The sequence below is a fragment of the Acinetobacter pollinis genome (assembly GCF_015627175.1).
In the GTDB taxonomy this organism is placed as follows: Bacteria; Pseudomonadota; Gammaproteobacteria; order Pseudomonadales; family Moraxellaceae; genus Acinetobacter; species Acinetobacter pollinis.
The window spans coordinates 1-16,650 of sequence record NZ_VTDQ01000018.1; the positions used below are offsets into that span (position 1 = coordinate 1).

The following is a 16,650-nucleotide window of genomic DNA, read 5'->3' on the forward strand; positions in this document are numbered from 1 at the left end:
ATGTAAGATCAGAGTTTGATGTACAAAGCGCATTAAATAAAGAAGGTAATATTAGAGGTAGAGCCGTTGCAGCTTATGAGGAAGGAGATTCTTGGAAATCTTGGGGGAATTATAAAAAAGCAAATTTATATGGTGTAATTGATGGTGATATTAGTGATCAAACACATTTTTCCATAGGTGGTTTAGTCAGTCGAAATCGTAGTGATGGTTTAAGTGTCCATGGTTTGGATATGTATGGTTATGATTATTCATCTAATCCATATTCACCTAGTTTTAATGCAGCTCCACGTTGGGCATACAATCAGATTGATACGTTTAATATATTTTCTGAATTAGAGCATCATTTTAGTGAAAACTGGAAAATAAATTTACATTATGACTATTTAAAACAGAAGATAGATGCAATTTATGGAGTTATTGGAACATCTCCTAAATATAAAGCTGACTATGCTAATTTTGTATCTAATCATACTCAATCGAATCCTGAAGAAAGCTCTATAGATTTAGCATTAATCGGTTCATATCAATTATTTGGACGCCAGCATGAGTTAATGTTTGGGGCTAGCTATCAGAATATTGAAAATGATGCAAATACATATAAGGCGGTAGGAGCAGTTACTTCGGTAAAACCATCTTTATGGGATGGATATATTGCAGCACCTCAATTTATAAAAAATGGCGTACAGAATTTAAACTATAAGCAGACAGGTTATTATGTAGCCACAAGGCTAAATCCTTTAGATCATCTACATATTATTGTAGGAACAAGACTTTCTGATTATATTGCAGAATCTTATACAACATCCGCTGGTTATAATAAAACCAGTACTTATCATAAAATTATGCCTTATGCTGGTTTAACTTATGATCTTACAGATGATTTAACAGCATACGCCAGTTATACTGAAATATTCTTGCCACAGTCACAAAGAGACTATGCTTATAAACTATTAGCTCCTCAAGAAGGAAAGAGCTATGAGGCAGGTTTGAAAGCCGCCTTTTATGACAATAGACTCAATATAAGTGGTGCATATTTTCAATCTAAAATGGATCATGTTGCTTTACAATCTGGTAAATATGTAGCTTCTGATGCGCCAGTTGTTGAAGGATTAATAACAGCAGGATCTAATTATTATGCTTCTTCAAATGGCATAAAAACTCAAGGATTTGAGATAGAGCTAGGAGGAGAAGTTTTACCCAACCTAAACGTTCAAGCAGGGTATTCACATGCATCAAGTAAAAAAAGTGGACAGCGCGTAAATACACAGTTGCCAGTAGATCAGTTTAAATTATCTTCAACTTATCAGTTCTCAGGTATGCTTGATAAATTTACTGTGGGTTCAAGTATACGTTGGCAAAGCAAATTTTATTCTGTCGGTATTAATGACTTACAAAGCAAATTATATACACAAAAAGCGTATACAGTGTTAGATCTAATGGCAAAATATCAAATGACTCCCGATCTTTCTTTTACTCTAAATGTGGGTAATTTAACAAATACAAAATATCGCCTAAATTACTGGGCGAATACGTATGGGGACCCAACAAGCTACACGGGATCTCTAACGTATAAATTTTAAACTATAATACCTGTTTCCATATTGGAAGCAGATTTTTTTAATTGTGATTTAAACCTCAATTTTTATTAAATATATGATTTGATAAAATTTATGAGTAGATTTTTTTTATTTTTATTCCCGAATGTGTCTTGAAAATCCATAATTTAAACAAAAAATCTAGATATAATGATAATTATTTTCATTTGTTATAATTTTGGGTAATTTTCTGATGCAATTTATGAAGAAGCAACTGTGTGTTGCAATAGTTGGAATCTTATATATTCCATTGTCTCATGCAAATGATGCATCTTCTACAGATGTACTTTTGCCAACATTGGCGGTAAAAGCCAATAAAACATCGGCACAAGACAGTTCGGAAAAGACAAAAGCATATACAATTGAAAATACGAGTAGTGCAACCCATTTAAATTTATCTGTAAAAGAAACACCACAAACAATAAATGTGGTTACAAGACAACAATTAGATGACTTTAGTTTAAGAACAACTCGCGATATTTTAAATAATACACCGGGTGTTACGGTTACAGGCCTCGAAACTAATAGAACAACCTATACCGTTCATGGTTTTGATATTTCTAATATTTTATACGATGGTATGGGAATTCCTCAGGTCGATAGCTATAACTATAATAACTCTGATCCAGATAGTTATTTATTTGATCGTGTTGAAATTATTAAAGGCGCAGATGCACTCACGAATGGATTAGGCGATCCGGGTGCAACAATTAATTATGTACGTAAAAAACCAACCAAAGAATTTCAGGCCTCTGGTGGAATAAGTTATGGCTCATGGGATACTCAACGCTATGAAGCTGATATTTCTGGGTCACTTACCCAAGATGGTCGTGTACGTGCGCGTTTGGTCGGGTATGAAAAAGCAGGAAATTCGTATTTAGATAAATACTCAGAAGAAAAAAATGGCGTACAACTGATTGTAGATGCTGATCTTACAGATTCAACAACTGCTTCTCTAGGTTATTCAAGAACAAATCAATTAACCAATGGTTCACAGTGGGGTGCGCTACCACTGACTAACTCTGCGGGGCAACAATTAAGCTATGCACGTAGCTATAACTATGCTCCTTCATGGACTTATTATGATTGGTCAATTAACAACTATTTTGCCAGTATAGAACAAAAAATTGCTGGAGATTGGGTTGCTAAGTTTAATTATGATGAGCGTATTTCTAACCTTCAAAACCAAATGCTGTATTTGAGTGGCAATCCAAGTTCAACAGACAATACATCTGGTATTTATCTTTATCCTGAAATTTATAATCAGAAGTTTAGAGATCGCACTTTTAATTTAAATACCACGGGTACATATAGTTTGTTTGGTCGTAGACATGAAGCCAATATTGGTTATTCATGGTCGCAAAACGTCACGCAAAGCAATTATGCTTATGGCAGTAGTCTAGGTGAATATACGACAGATCTTGCAAGTTGGTCACCATCTGCGCAGACATGGGGCAATAGCTTTACTGCACCAACAACGGCTTTAATTTTACGCTCTTTATATGGTGCAACACGTTTACATTTAACGGATGATCTCAAAGTTCTATTAGGTGTGAATTATGCCGAAATTAATTCCCGAGGTAATTATACAAAAAATAAAACACTTCCTTATGCAGGTATTACTTATAACTTTACACCAACTTATACAGGATACGTAAGCTATAGCTCTATTTTTAGACCACAAACAGTTATTGATTCTTCTACAGGAAAAACAGCTGTACCTGTAGAAGGAAAAAGCTATGAAATGGGAGTTAAAAGTGCATGGTTAAACAATAAACTGACGGGTTATTTATCTATTTTTAGAACCGAACAGACTAATTTTGCTCTTTCACCAACATTTGATTTGTCAGACAATTTGTACCATTCACAACTTGGTACGGTGCGTTCTCAGGGTGTAGATATAGGGCTAGCAGGGAAAGTCACGGATGCACTTGAACTATCTGGCGGTTACACCAAATTTAGTTTGAAAAATCTAGCGAATGGAGTGAATCCACGTCAATATAATCCGACACAAACATTCAATATTCTAGCAACTTATACTATTCCGCAGTATCCAAAACTCAAAGTTGGTGGCAGTGTAAAATGGCAAAGTGCGATTCATGATCCTGAATCGGTTTCACATGCAGGCTTAATTACGCAAGATGCTTATGCACTGATTGGGTTAATGACCAGCTATGACGTCAATAAAAATCTCAGACTGCAATTAAATGTGAATAACATTACGAATGAAAAGTACCTGACGGGCTTGAAAGATGGTCAAGGCTATTATGGTGAACCGACGAATTATAACTTGTCGGTGAACTTCAAGTTTTAATGTGAGGTAAGTGGGTATGAAGGAACATGCAATGATGTATAGGCTAAGTATCACATGTCGTATATTTATTGCATGTATCTTGGGTTATGTGTGTACACGTTACGCCACATTACTTATTACAGTCGCTTTAGTTAATGTTATGCCACATGCTGAGTCTATTTTTTTAGCTGCAATGTTTGGCATTTTATTTTTTATTATTTTTTTTCTAAGTATTTTCATTTTTCAGTCAGTTAAGAAGACCATATTATGTAGTGTTGTTATTACATGCATACTCTATGGGCTTGCTCAAATTATTGTGTGATGCAGTATGTATAAATCAGTACGTCAATCAATGGCTTGGTTACACTCTTGGGTTGGATTACTCCTCGGTTGGTTGCTTTTTACAATTTTTCTTTTAGGAACATTGTCATATTATAAAGATAATATAAATTTATGGATGCAACCTGAGTTTAATCAGGCTCAGTTTACGCAAGAACAAGCCATACATACAGGATTACAATATGCCATAGCACAGGGTAGCGAAAACCAGTCTTGGTATATTCAAGTGGCATCGGATGATCATCCTGTTAACCAAATATTTATTCGAAAAAAAGTAGATGGTTTTATCTTTAAAACACTTCATCCCAAGACAGGAGAGGAAGTACAACTTGCATCTACACAAGGTGGCGAGTTTCTCTATAATTTTCATTTTCAGTTATTTGGTATTCCCATTATTATTGGGCGATTTATTGTCTGTTTTGCTGCATTTATTATGCTTATTGCCCTTATTTCAGGTGTAATTACGCATAAGAAAATATTTACCGACTTCTTTACATTACGTACCTTCAAATCTCAGCGTTCTTGGTTAGATTTTCATAATGTGGTTTCCGTCATTGCCTTACCATTTTTCCTTATGATTACTTTTACAGGGTTAGCGATATTTTTCTATTTATACTTACCGTCAGGTATTGAAAAATATTATGGAAAGAAAAAGTTAGATTTCTTTAATGAGTTGAATACACCGACAAGTCTCATTGTAAGTAAGGAAAATCCTAAGCCTTCAAATATGATAGGTATAGAAGAGATTCAGTCTAAAATTAATCAGATCTGGTCTGAGCGTCCTCCTATTGCAAGTATTGAAGTAAAGCAACCCTACACGATAGTCAGTCAGATTATTATTAAGCAAAAAGAAGATAAAAGTATTACTTTAACACCTGCACAAATCGTTTTATCTGGTGTGAACGGTGACGTACTTTCACAGACGATCCAAAAGAGTAGCGTACAAAAAATTTATGGTGGTATCTATAGTTTACATATGGCGCCTTTTGCTCAGCCCTTGGTACGTATTGCATTATTTATTTCAGGAATCTTGGGTTGTCTGATGATTGCATCGGGCTTATTACTTTGGAGTTTAAAACGCCAGTTAAAAAACAAGCACAATACCTTTCATTTTGGACACTACATGGTAAATCGTTTCAATGTGAGTGCGTTGGTTGGTTTGCCTGTTGCCATACTGGCTTATTTTTATAGTAATCGTCTTTATACATTGTCTCATATGAGTGCTCCAAATTTAGAAATATCTACGTTCTTTTATGTCTGGGCAATAACGTTGATCAGTGCATGTATTGTATCTGAGAAATATTTGTGGCAGGTATACCTCACTGTTTTTATCGTCCTTGCCATGTTTCTTCCTATTGTAAATATTGCATCATTAGTGCATGCAAGTTATATCAGTGGATGGTCTGATTATAGTCATTACGTTGGACTAGATTTAGTGGTGGTATTGATAGGATTTTTTGCATTATTTCTTTTAATGAAAATTAAATTAATTAAGCATCAAGTTTTTAAAAAGTACGCAAAATAGGAAAGAAAATTATATGACTATACTTATTGTATTTTTAGGAATATATATTGGTTTTTATTTTCTCTTTTTATTAAATCATAAAAAACAAAAACCATCATTTGCTTGGGTATATAAGTATCCTAAGGGATTTAAACTTATTTCGATTACCTTATTTCTTCTCTCTTTTTATTTACTTGTATTACGGTATGGTATTTCTGTGGCTTTTGTGAGTTGGTGGGTTTTTGCGACACCCACCATACTTTTACTTATTTTGCTTAACAATCCAATGCGAGCGAAATCACCAAAATAGTTTAGGTGTACTTCAGATATTGAGCGAGATATTGTCCTGTTAAAGATTTCGCTGTACGAATAAGATCTTTAGGATATCCTGAGAAAATGAGCTCTCCACCTTCACGGCCAGCAAATGGGCCAATATCTATAATCCAGTCTGCTTGTGTCATAATATCTAAATTATGTTCAATCGTAATTACGGTATTGCCCTGATCGACCATATAGTTAAGAAGTTCAATAAGTTTAAACGTATCTGAAGGGTGAAGCCCCGTACTTGGTTCATCGAGAATAATAATATGACCATTTTGTTTTAATTCTTTGGTAAGCTTTAAACGTTGTCTTTCACCACCAGATAATGTACTCAGACGTTGCCCAAGTGAAAGGTAATCTAGACCTAAATCAATTAAAAGCTGTAGTTTGTCTTGAATTTTTGTTTCTTGGAAAAAATGGGATGCTTCTTCAACAGTCATTTTCATAACTTCAGTAATATTCTTATTTTGATACTGGTATTTGAGCACCTCAGGTTTGTAACCTGTTCCATGGCAAACTTCACAAACAATTTCGATGTCATCTAAAAAAGCGAGTTCAACTTTTTCTATACCTAGACCTTTACAATGAGGGCATGCACCTTCGCTATTATAACTAAAGAGTTTCATGCTTACATGGTTGGCTTGTGCAAACTGATGTCTAATATGATCGGATAAATCGAGATAGGTGAGTAAATTTGAACGAATACTTGCCATGATCGCGGATTGATTAATTAATTTTGCTTCGGGATATTGTGCCAAGAGGACTTTACCAATAAGTGTACTTTTCCCTGAACCTGCAACACCTGTAACAACAGTCAGTACATTTTTAGGGATATTGACGGAAATATCTTTTAAATTAAACATATTGGCATGTTGAATAGAAATGACATCTTTAGAAACTCTTGGGTGTGCTTTTAAAGCTTTCTCTTGTGCAAAAAATTGACCAGTGAGGGTATTGGCATATTTGAGTTTTTTAAAACTACCTTCATAAACAATTTCTCCACCATGTATTCCAGATTTTGGCCCTACATCAATAATATGGTCAGCAATTTTAATTAAATCTGGATCATGTTCTACCAGTAAAATTGTATTTCCTTTATCTCTTAACTGCTTAATAATCTGAATAATATTTTCTAAGTCGTGGGGGTGAAGTCCAACACTTGGCTCGTCAAAAATATACATGAGATCGACCAAGCTATTTCCTAAATGTTTGACCATTTTCATGCGCTGGTTTTCACCACCTGACAAAGTTGTGGTGACTCTATCTAGACTGAGATAACTTAAGCCCACCAAAAGTAAATGCTGAAGTTTTTGTTTAATTTCATGAAGTAAAACATCGTATTTAGGTGCGTGAATATCATCTATAAATTGAATTAACTCTTGAATTGAAAGCGAGGTACATTCGGCAATATTTTTATGATGAATTTTACATTTTAAAGTCTGTTGTTTTAATCTTTGGCCATGACACAATGAGCAGGTTTTAGTGTCTATAATTTTATCGAGTCTTGCCTTATATCTGTTTTTTTCTTGTGCTTGACCCCTCATAAAGTTACGTTCAAAACGCGTGACTAACCCTTCATAAAGTGCCGTTTTTTTCCAGTCTTTTGTCGGATTTTTGGGTTTGTGTTGTGGCGCATATAAAAGTAAATCCCATTCATTTTTTGTATAATCTTTAAGTTTTTTATTTAAGTCAAAATAACCAGAATAGGCATATCTTTGCCACCGCCAAGCTTGAGGTTGATAGGTTGGAAACAAGATGGCATATTCATTGAGTGATTTTTCTTGGTCTAAAATTTTATAGATATCTAGGGTATTTTCTAAACCAGTTCCTTCGCATTGAGGACACATTCCATCTGGATGATTAAAAGAAAACACTTGAGAGTAACCAACAAATGGCTCTCCCAAACGAGAAAAAAGTAATCTTAAACTGGCATAAATATCTGTTGCAGTTCCTACTGTTGAACGGATACTTCCAGAGAGAGGCTTCTGATCAATAATGACAGGAACATTTAGATTTTCAATTTTATCGACATCGGCATGTCCCATATGCTTTAAACGATTTCTAGTAAAACTGTCTTGTGTCTCGTTAATCTGACGCTGTGCCTCGGCACCAATTGTTTCAAAAACAAGTGAAGACTTTCCTGAACCAGAAACACCTGTAAAAACAACAATTTGATGTTTAGGAATATTAAGTGAAATATTTTTTAAGTTATTTTGGCGAGCACCAAAGATATGAATCATTTTTTTCATAGTTCTATACGGCCAGCAAATTTATTATGATCGGTTTTTAAATATGTATTGTCGACTTTATATAAACATATTTGAGGCGTATTTTTATACAACGAATCTGTTAATTTATGCAAAATAGGTCATACTTACAACTAATTTATAGGTTGTATTACTATAAGTTAGTTGTAAGGATTGAATGTAAACTAAGCAATATAACGAGAAGGTTTATGGTTCATTGCAATGATAAAGTTCAAAACAATTGCACCAATAATTGAAATTCCAAGAAGATGCCAGTCTACGAAGAAAGCTGATGCAGCAAGAATAGAAATATCGATACCCATTTGTACTTTGCCTGCTGCAATTTTATACTGATTTTGTATAAAAAGAGCCAAAAGATTAATTCCTCCTAAGCTAGAGCGATGGCGAAATAGCATCAGAAAGCTAATACCCATAAGAATATTTGCAACGATTGTGGCATAAAATGGATTTAAGTCTTTAATATGAAAAAACTGAGGAGTAACTTCAGAGAATAAAGAGAGTAGACCTACGGCAATAAATGTTTTAACAACAAGAGCCACTCCCATTTTTTTATATGCAAAATAATAAAATGGAATATTAATTAAGAAAAATACGGTTCCAAATTTTAAACCCGTAATATAGTGAATGAGTAGAGACAAACCCGCTGTACCACCTGTCATAATTCCTGAAAACTGTAATAGGTTTAAAGCAAATGATAAAACAAATGTTCCCATAAGCATGGCAAGAATATCTTCAAACTTTGTATGCTCATCAATGGTTGATAATGGTGCATCTGTAGATGGAATATTTTGATTTGGATGAATTTCATTACTCATAATCAGCCCACTTTGAATAATAGGTAAATATAATTTTGCATATTTCATGCAAAAGTAATGCCATTTAGGGATAGTTATTCATTTTATAATAGTATTTGATTAAGTGTCCTTAGAGCTGGAAATCTGTAAATTTTATAGAAAATATTAAAATTAAGCGATGATCATGATTTATTTTGGTGCATATTAGATTATTTTGAACTATTATAGTGCAATATGGTGGTTTTTAACTTATGTATTGTGATTGTGCATAGTTTCATAGCGAATAGAATTTTCTTTTAATTTTTCTAATACAATAGATGTATTTAGATCACAAACACAGAACTCATTCGAAGAGAGTTTTGCGATTAATTGACTCATTTCATTAAAGTCTTTAACAGCAACTTTAAAAATAAAATCGTAGTGACCTGTTAATTTGTATATATCTTTGATGCTAGATGTTTTTTGTGCAAAATTAATGAAATTTTCATAATTCTCATGGTTATAGTTTGTAATTTTGACTTCAATAATACCCGTAATAGGCGTTGGATCTGCTACTGGGGATATTTGTGCATAGTATCCTGCAATAATATTTTTTTGTTCTAGTAATATTCGTCTACGAGAGCATTGAGATGTAGATAGACCAATAAGCTCAGCTAATTCTTGATTGGTTAGTCGGCCATTTTTTTGCAGATGGTGGACTATTTTACAATCATATTGGTCAAGATTGATGCTCATCGAAAACCTATTTGTAATATAGCGAAAAATTGCATTCTAGAAGATTTAAAAACCTCTTAGCAAATGATTTGATCCAAAAAGATATACTTATTTACGATTCTGTTTGTAAAATAATCAAAAAATGCTTTTTAATCCTATTTTTTAGCCACTTCAAGCAATAAATGATCATTTTTTGTCATTTTTGGCATGGTTATTGTATTTGTTAAGTAAATTAAATATGTGGGCGAATATGATGAAAAGTACTGAACATCATTTAAAAAAACGGCTAGCTAATCGGCATATTCAACTAATTGCTTTAGGTGGTGCAATTGGTACTGGTCTTTTTCTTGGAATTGGTCAAACCATTCAATTGGCAGGCCCATCTGTCATTCTTGGTTATGCCATTGCAGGCTTCATTGCTTTTTTAATCATGCGCCAACTGGGTGAAATGATAGTAGAAAATCCTGTGAGTGGATCTTTTAGTCAGTTTGCTTTTGACTATTGGGGTAAACTTCCTGGATTTATTTCGGGCTGGAATTATTGGATTTTATATATTCTGGTTGGAATGGCCGAGCTAAGTGCCATTGGCGTATTTATGAATTTCTGGTGGCCAGATTTTCCTAAATGGGCTTCTGCACTTATTTTCTTTACACTCATTAATGTCATTAATTTTGTGAGCGTTAAATTCTTCGGTGAGATGGAGTTTATTTTTTCTCTCATTAAAATTGTTGCTATTCTTTGTATGATTGTCTTTGGAATCTACTTATTGGTAAGTGGTGCAGGAGGCGAGCACGCAACAGTAACAAACTTGTGGGCATTGGGTGGGTTCTTCCCAAATGGTATGCATGGTCTGATTATGGCAATGGCAGCCATTATGTTCGCATTTGGTGGGTTAGAGTTATTAGGTATTTCAGCAGCAGAAACGGCTTCACCTGAAAAGACATTACCAAAAGCAATTAATCAAATTGTCTATCGTGTACTTATTTTTTACGTTGGTTCTATCGCTGTTTTATTAAGCTTGTACCCTTGGAATAAAGTTGCAGAGGGTGGTAGTCCGTTTGTTATGATCTTCCATTCACTAAATAGTGATCTAGTGGCAGGCATATTAAATTTTGTCGTACTTACAGCAGCAGTATCTGTTTACAACAGCTGTGTATATAGCAATAGCCGTATGCTGTTAGGATTGGCGAAACAAGGAAATGCCCCTAAAATATTAGGAAAGATTAATCGTCGTGGTATTCCAGTACAAGCTTTGGTTTTCTCATCGCTATGTACAGTGGGCTGTGTTGCAATTAATTATTTTGTTCCTGATCAGGCTTTTTCTTTACTGATGCTATTGGTTGTGGTTGCGATTATGATTAATTGGATGATGATTTCTCTAATTCATATTAAATTTCGTAAAGCAAAGGCTGCACAAAACTATACATGTAAGTTTCAGAGCTGGGGTTATCCATTTACGAACTATTTAACAATTGCTTTTATGGTAGGAATATTAGCCATTATGCTATTTTCTGATGGAATGCGTACAGCAGTAATTATGCTACCAATATGGCTGGTTGTATTATCTATTGCATATATAATAAAAGAGAAAAAGCAGAAAAGCGTTTCAAAAGAAGCAATTATTCATACAACGAATCATGATTAAAACACAAAAAAGACCAATCTTTAGATTGGTCTTTTTATATTTAAATTAAAGCTGAATGTAGCGTTGCATTGCTGTACGTATTTGTTTTAGGTAGCCTGTAAAAAAGTGGTTGGCACCTGGGAAAATCGTAATTGCATGTTTTTGCGGTTTCGCCCATACAATTGCATCTGAAAGTAAGGTTACTTCATCTGCCTCACCATGAATGAGCAGAATATCTCCACTAATTTCTGGTGTTTTATAATGTCTTAAGCCTTGAACGGTTGCTGTTGGTAGACCGCATAAAATAAGCTGTTCAGGTTTTAGAGGTAATTCTAATGCATGGTATGCTTTTGCCATAACATGTGCGCCAAAACTAAATCCACCCGCAAAGAAGCGTAGATTAGAGTATTGTTGGCGAGCATATTCAATCACTGACAAAATATCTTCTGTTTCACCAAACCCTTCATTGTGAGTGCCTTCACTTTGTCCTGAACCTCGAAAGCTTGGACGATAGACAACACAACCACGTTCTTTTAAAATTTGTGCCATAAGGGCAGGAACTTTGTGATGTGGTGTACCACCTTGTAAAGGGTGAGGATGACATACAACGGCAAATCCTTTTGCAGTACCTTCTGGATAGTCTACAAATACTTCGATTTTACCTATGGGGCCATCTAAAAAGATTGTATCTGTCATAAACTTTGTATGTGTGTTTGAAAGTAAACGCTTATGATACCGATAATTGTCATTAAAAACACAAATTAGCTTTCAAAATAACGTACTGTTATAGTTATATAAGAGAAAATAATCATTAAGGTATACTATGTTAGCGCTCGTTTCACCTGCAAAAACATTAGACTATGAAACTCCATTACCAACAGATCAGTTCACTCAACCTAGATTAATAGATCAGTCTGAGCAATTGATTGAAGTATGTCGTCAGCTTTCTGCATCGCAAATTGCAAGTTTAATGGGAGTGAGTGAGAAAATTGCTCAATTAAATGTTGCACGTTTTAATGATTGGCAAACTCACTTCGATTTTTCAAATGCACGTCAGGCTATTTTTGCATTTAAGGGTGATGTTTATACTGGGTTAGATGCTTATCACTTATCTGAAGCCGATCTTAACTTTGCACAAACGAATTTTAGAATGCTTTCGGGGCTGTATGGCTTATTACGTCCATTTGATTTAATGATGCCTTATCGCTTAGAAATGGGGACACGACTCAAAAATACACGTGGTTCTAACTTGTATCAATTTTGGGGCGATCATATTACGCAATTGATTAATCACGATCTTGAAGAATCTAATTCAAAGCTTTTATTAAATGCTGCATCGGATGAGTATTTTAAAGCAGTAAAAACAGAAAAAATAAATGCAGAAATTATTAAACCTGTATTTCTAGATCAAAAAAATGGTCAATATAAAGTAATTAGCTTTTATGCTAAAAAAGCCAGAGGTTTAATTACACGTTTTATGTTAGAGAATAAAATAGATCAAGCAGAAGGTTTAAAATCATTTAATGTCGATGGTTATTATTTCGATGCAGTGAACTCGAATCAGCATGAACTTGTATTTAAAAGAGATGAGCAGAAATAGTAAAGTGCGTGAGTAGGGCAAACGCTTTACTCACGCAATATTTTAAATATTTTTAAATGCAGCGAGTGCGCGTGCTCGACTAGACTTTAAATCTACAATAGGTCGCGGATAATTTTCTATATGTTCTTTTGGCGCATGAATTTGTTTATGATCTAGCTGTTTTAGCTCAGGTACCCATGTTCGAATATATTCACCTTGAGGATCAAAGCGTTGTGATTGGGTAACAGGGTTAAATATTCTGAAATAAGGAACAGCATCTGTTCCTGTGGAAGCTGACCACTGCCATCCACCATTGTTTGCTGCCAGATCCCCATCCAATAGGTGTTGCATAAACCACTTTTCACCAAGCCGCCAGTCAATCAGTAGGTTTTTACTGAGAAACATCGCACAAATCATGCGGACGCGATTATGCATCCAACCTGTCTGTTGCAATTGGCGCATACCTGCATCCACAATAGGAATACCAGTTTGTCCAGTTTGCCACTTCTTAAGGTCTTCTTCACTATTACGCCATTGAATCTTTTGCGTTTCTTTTTTAAAAGGAAGATGTTTGCAAATATGTGGAAAATCGACCATCACGTGTTGATAAAACTCTCTCCAGAGTAATTCATCTATCCATGTTTGTTGTCCTTTACTCTGAATAGAAAAGATATAGTCATTGTCTTTGAGTACTTCCTCTAAACATTGACGTACTGAAATGATACCGATATTTAAATAAGGCGAGAGTTGGCTTGTTCCATCTGTATTTGGTATATCTCTTGTTTGATCATAGTTGTTCATTTTAGATTTAACAAAATCTTTGAGTTTGTCCTGAGCAGTTTTTTCACCCACTTCAATTTTGAAGGCCGAATTTGATGTGTCATATTCAAACTGAGAAATAAGATCGTTCAGAGATTCGTTTTCTATATCTTTGATCACAATTGATTTTTGTTTTGATGGAGAAGGGTAAGCTCTAGGAATAGATATACTCAAGCGTTCGTAACATGTTTTTTTAAACGCAGTAAATACTTTGTATGCCTCACCTGATTTATTACGAATACTTTGTGTTGGAAAAAGTGTGCGATCTTCGAAAAGATGAATATTTTTTTTATATTTAGAGAGAGCTTCTTTGACTTGATCGTCTCTACGTTTCTCATTCGTTGCTAATTCTACATTTGCATAAATATCTTCAATTTCGAGCTTTTTACATAGTGAAGTAATGTATTCAGGAACATTACTCCAAGACTGAATCGTTTTTATAATAAGTGGAATATTTAGGTGCTTTAGATCTTCTTGAATTTCTTGAAGCTGTCTTAAATAAAAAAATATTTTACTAGGTGCATCATGGTGATGTTTCCACTGTTCTGGAGAGATAATAACTAAAGCAACACACTCTTCATTGTGTTGGGTGGCATGCCATAGCCCCACATTATCTTCTAATCTTAAGTCCTGACGAAACCAAAATAAATTTCTAGCCATTTGAGTATAATTATTTTTAAAAAGAATGCTGTCAGTTTATGCCTACTCATAAAAAAAAAGCAAAGCTTTCGCTTTGCTTTTTAACAAGAAACCAACTTAGTGTTGGTGACCGCCTGCACCGTGTACATGGCCGTGGTCAATTTCTTCTTGAGTTGCGTCACGTACGTCTGCAACTTCAACATCAAAAGTAAGATCTTGACCTGCTAGAGGGAAGTTTGCATCTACAAGTACTGTATCGCCTTCAACACCTTTTACAGTTACGATTTGTACGCCGTCATCTGTTTGTGCTTGGAATTGCATACCTGGCTCGATGTTTTCTACACCTTGGAACATTTGAGCAGGAACTTGTTGTACTAAATCTGGGTTGTATTCGCCATAACCTTCAGAAGCAGGAACAGTAATTTTGAATTTATCGCCAGCTGTTTTGCCTTCTAAAGCTTTTTCTAGACCAGGAATGATGTTACCTGCACCGTGCAAATATGTAAGTGGCTCACCTTGAGATTTATCAAGTGTTTCACCCTCAGCATTTGTTAGTGTGTAGTGGAATGAAACCACGTGGTTATTTGCAATAGCAGTCATATTGTCTATCCAATTTGTGTTTTAAGTAAATACTTCATCATAAAAAGTGAGGCAGTACAAGGTTTGTCTGCCTTTTCTTTGATGAGTTTGTATTGCTCATTTAATATAATAGTATGGGGCTGATTCATAAAAAATCAATGAAACAATGCTTTAAAAGTGTACAACCTATGTTTTTTAAAGCAATATTAAGAGCATAGGTTGCTTTTTCATCAATTATTTTAGTAAAGCTTAATCTTAGGACCTACACGGCGCGTCACAAAATCTTTGGTCATCATTAATCCAGCTTGCGTATAGCCATGAATATTGGCTTGATGGATACGGTATAAAGAAGCATACATTGAACGTGCAAGCGCACCATGTACTTTAACCTGTCCTAAAATTTGACCAATTGCTTTATGGCGACTTAATGAAACTAAAGAACCTTTGTCGGTAAAAGTGAACATAGGCAATTGAGAGCCACGTAATCGTGCAGCAAGGGCTTGGGTTAGGAAAGTCGCCTGTTGACTTGCAACTTGTGCTCTTGGCCCTAACGGTGGTTCTTTTGCATCGGGTTGGCAATGCGCACAATCACCAAAAGCAAAAATATTAGGATCAGTCATGGTTTGTAATGTTGCATAGACTTTCAGACGATTAATACGATCTTTTTCAAAGTCTGTAAACTGCTCAAGTACCTCTGGTGCTTTCACGCCAGCAGCCCATACTTTCATTGTTGCAGGGATAATTTTACCATCTGCAAAAACAATAGAATCGGAGGTAACTTCACTTACTTTATGATTGGTTAGTACTTCAATCCCCATTTTTTCTAATGTTTTTTGGGTTTGTGCAGAAATAGATTCTGAAAGTGCAGGAAGTATGCGTGGTGTAGCTTCAATGAGTGTAATTTTAACCAATTTAGGGTCTATTTTATTTAAACCATATTGATGAAAATTCTCTTTGGCATCAATAAGTTCTGCGGCAAGCTCTACACCTGTTGCTCCAGCACCAATAATGGCAATATTTAAAGCAGAGACGGTTTGATTATTTTGTGCATTTAAATAAAGATGGAAGAGGTCTTGTTGAAAAACTTCAGCTTGTTCTCTGTTATCTAAGAAGTAACAGTTATCTCTGACACCTTTAGTATTGAAGTCATTACAGCGAGATCCGATTGCCATAACGAGAGTATCGTACTCAATATCTGTATAGCCATCTTTGCAGTATTTTTCAGAAAGTTGTGGCGTGCTTATTTGAATATTTTTCTTTTCCCGATCAATTGTTTCAAATTGACCTAGAATGAATTGATAATGATGTTTTTTTGCATGAGCGAAATAGTTCGTTTCTTCAGCATGTGGATTGAGCGTACCCGCCGCAATTTCATGAAGAAGAGGCTTCCAAATATGAGATAAAGATCGATCAATTAAAGTGATCTGTGCTTTTTGGTGTTTACCAAGAGTATTTCCGAGTTGTGTTGCTAACTCTAAGCCCCCAGCTCCGCCACCAACGATAACAATACGGTGTAGCGACTTACTCATAACTTACGTTCGCCTTTATGCTTGAATGATAAAAGATGACATCTCATGTTTATT

The 16,650-nt window shown here is 34.8% G+C and carries 13 protein-coding genes; 6 read left to right on the top strand and 7 right to left on the bottom strand.

Features of this window, described 5'->3' with window-relative positions:
• The 4 genes from I2F23_RS08220 to I2F23_RS08235 all read left to right on the top strand — a co-directional run.
• The coding region (locus tag I2F23_RS08220; RefSeq protein WP_195772116.1) for a TonB-dependent siderophore receptor at positions 1–1,580 on the top strand (1,580 nt) is incomplete at its 5' end.
• Positions 1,581–1,788: 208 nt separating this feature from the next.
• Complete coding sequence (locus tag I2F23_RS08225; protein ID WP_195772117.1) at positions 1,789–3,909, top strand: TonB-dependent siderophore receptor; 2,121 nt, start codon at positions 1,789–1,791, stop codon at positions 3,907–3,909.
• Positions 3,910–3,925: 16 nt separating this feature from the next.
• On the top strand, positions 3,926–4,210 hold the full coding sequence (locus I2F23_RS08230; protein WP_195772118.1) for a hypothetical protein: 285 nt from the start codon (positions 3,926–3,928) through the stop codon (positions 4,208–4,210).
• A 6-nt stretch (positions 4,211–4,216) separates the two neighbouring features.
• Complete coding sequence (locus I2F23_RS08235; RefSeq protein ID WP_195772119.1) at positions 4,217–5,752, top strand: PepSY-associated TM helix domain-containing protein; 1,536 nt, start codon at positions 4,217–4,219, stop codon at positions 5,750–5,752.
• 290 nt (positions 5,753–6,042) lie between these two features.
• Here the strand turns inward: I2F23_RS08235 and I2F23_RS08240 are convergent, their stop codons facing one another.
• The 3 genes from I2F23_RS08240 to I2F23_RS08250 all read right to left on the bottom strand — a co-directional run bounded on the left by I2F23_RS08240 (position 6,043) and on the right by I2F23_RS08250 (position 9,848).
• Positions 6,043–8,301 carry an ATP-binding cassette domain-containing protein gene (locus I2F23_RS08240; protein WP_195772120.1) on the bottom strand — a complete coding sequence of 753 codons (2,259 nt, stop codon included), beginning with the start codon at positions 8,299–8,301 and terminating at the stop codon, positions 6,043–6,045.
• A 182-nt stretch (positions 8,302–8,483) separates the two neighbouring features.
• On the bottom strand, positions 8,484–9,134 hold the full coding sequence (locus I2F23_RS08245; RefSeq protein WP_195772158.1) for a YitT family protein: 651 nt from the start codon (positions 9,132–9,134) through the stop codon (positions 8,484–8,486).
• 228 nt (positions 9,135–9,362) lie between these two features.
• Entirely contained in the window at positions 9,363–9,848 is a 486-nt protein-coding gene (locus I2F23_RS08250; protein ID WP_195772121.1) for an Lrp/AsnC family transcriptional regulator, read from the bottom strand.
• Between the two features lie 229 nt (positions 9,849–10,077).
• Between I2F23_RS08250 and I2F23_RS08255 the strand changes: the two genes are divergently transcribed.
• Complete coding sequence (locus I2F23_RS08255) at positions 10,078–11,472, top strand: amino acid permease (RefSeq protein ID WP_195772122.1); 1,395 nt, start codon at positions 10,078–10,080, stop codon at positions 11,470–11,472.
• Positions 11,473–11,517: 45 nt separating this feature from the next.
• Here the strand turns inward: I2F23_RS08255 and I2F23_RS08260 are convergent, their stop codons facing one another.
• A complete protein-coding gene (locus I2F23_RS08260; protein WP_195772123.1) occupies positions 11,518–12,147 on the bottom strand; it encodes an alpha/beta hydrolase in 630 nt (209 codons plus the stop codon).
• Positions 12,148–12,274: 127 nt separating this feature from the next.
• On the opposite strand from I2F23_RS08260, the gene yaaA reads away from it, so the two are divergent.
• The gene (gene yaaA, locus I2F23_RS08265) at positions 12,275–13,051 is read left to right on the top strand and encodes a peroxide stress protein YaaA (protein ID WP_195772124.1); all 777 of its coding nucleotides are present in this window, start codon (positions 12,275–12,277) and stop codon (positions 13,049–13,051) included.
• Between the two features lie 42 nt (positions 13,052–13,093).
• Here the strand turns inward: yaaA and phrB are convergent, their stop codons facing one another.
• The 3 genes from phrB to I2F23_RS08280 form a co-directional block, all read right to left on the bottom strand.
• Complete coding sequence (phrB, locus tag I2F23_RS08270; RefSeq protein WP_195772125.1) at positions 13,094–14,509, bottom strand: deoxyribodipyrimidine photo-lyase; 1,416 nt, start codon at positions 14,507–14,509, stop codon at positions 13,094–13,096.
• A gap of 96 nt (positions 14,510–14,605) precedes the next feature.
• Positions 14,606–15,088 carry an FKBP-type peptidyl-prolyl cis-trans isomerase gene (locus tag I2F23_RS08275; protein ID WP_195772126.1) on the bottom strand — a complete coding sequence of 161 codons (483 nt, stop codon included), beginning with the start codon at positions 15,086–15,088 and terminating at the stop codon, positions 14,606–14,608.
• A gap of 218 nt (positions 15,089–15,306) precedes the next feature.
• Positions 15,307–16,596: an NAD(P)/FAD-dependent oxidoreductase gene (locus I2F23_RS08280; protein ID WP_195772127.1), complete on the bottom strand. Its 1,290-nt coding sequence runs from the start codon at positions 16,594–16,596 to the stop codon at positions 15,307–15,309.
• Positions 16,597–16,650: the final 54 nt, after the last annotated feature.

Bases quoted from the DNA above. Each gene is read 5' to 3' on its own strand.
- yaaA (WP_195772124.1), top strand. From the start codon at position 12,275: ATGTTAGCGCTCGTTTCACCTGCAAAAACATTAGACTATGAAACTCCA.
- I2F23_RS08225 (WP_195772117.1), top strand. From the start codon at position 1,789: ATGCAATTTATGAAGAAGCAACTGTGTGTTGCAATAGTTGGAATCTTA.
- I2F23_RS08255 (WP_195772122.1), top strand. From the start codon at position 10,078: ATGATGAAAAGTACTGAACATCATTTAAAAAAACGGCTAGCTAATCGG.
- I2F23_RS08240 (WP_195772120.1), bottom strand. From the start codon at position 8,301: ATGAAAAAAATGATTCATATCTTTGGTGCTCGCCAAAATAACTTAAAA.
- I2F23_RS08230 (WP_195772118.1), top strand. From the start codon at position 3,926: ATGAAGGAACATGCAATGATGTATAGGCTAAGTATCACATGTCGTATA.
- I2F23_RS08275 (WP_195772126.1), bottom strand. From the start codon at position 15,088: ATGACTGCTATTGCAAATAACCACGTGGTTTCATTCCACTACACACTA.
- I2F23_RS08260 (WP_195772123.1), bottom strand. From the start codon at position 12,147: ATGACAGATACAATCTTTTTAGATGGCCCCATAGGTAAAATCGAAGTA.
- I2F23_RS08250 (WP_195772121.1), bottom strand. From the start codon at position 9,848: ATGAGCATCAATCTTGACCAATATGATTGTAAAATAGTCCACCATCTG.
- I2F23_RS08245 (WP_195772158.1), bottom strand. From the start codon at position 9,134: ATGAGTAATGAAATTCATCCAAATCAAAATATTCCATCTACAGATGCA.
- I2F23_RS08235 (WP_195772119.1), top strand. From the start codon at position 4,217: ATGTATAAATCAGTACGTCAATCAATGGCTTGGTTACACTCTTGGGTT.
- I2F23_RS08280 (WP_195772127.1), bottom strand. From the start codon at position 16,596: ATGAGTAAGTCGCTACACCGTATTGTTATCGTTGGTGGCGGAGCTGGG.
- phrB (WP_195772125.1), bottom strand. From the start codon at position 14,509: ATGGCTAGAAATTTATTTTGGTTTCGTCAGGACTTAAGATTAGAAGAT.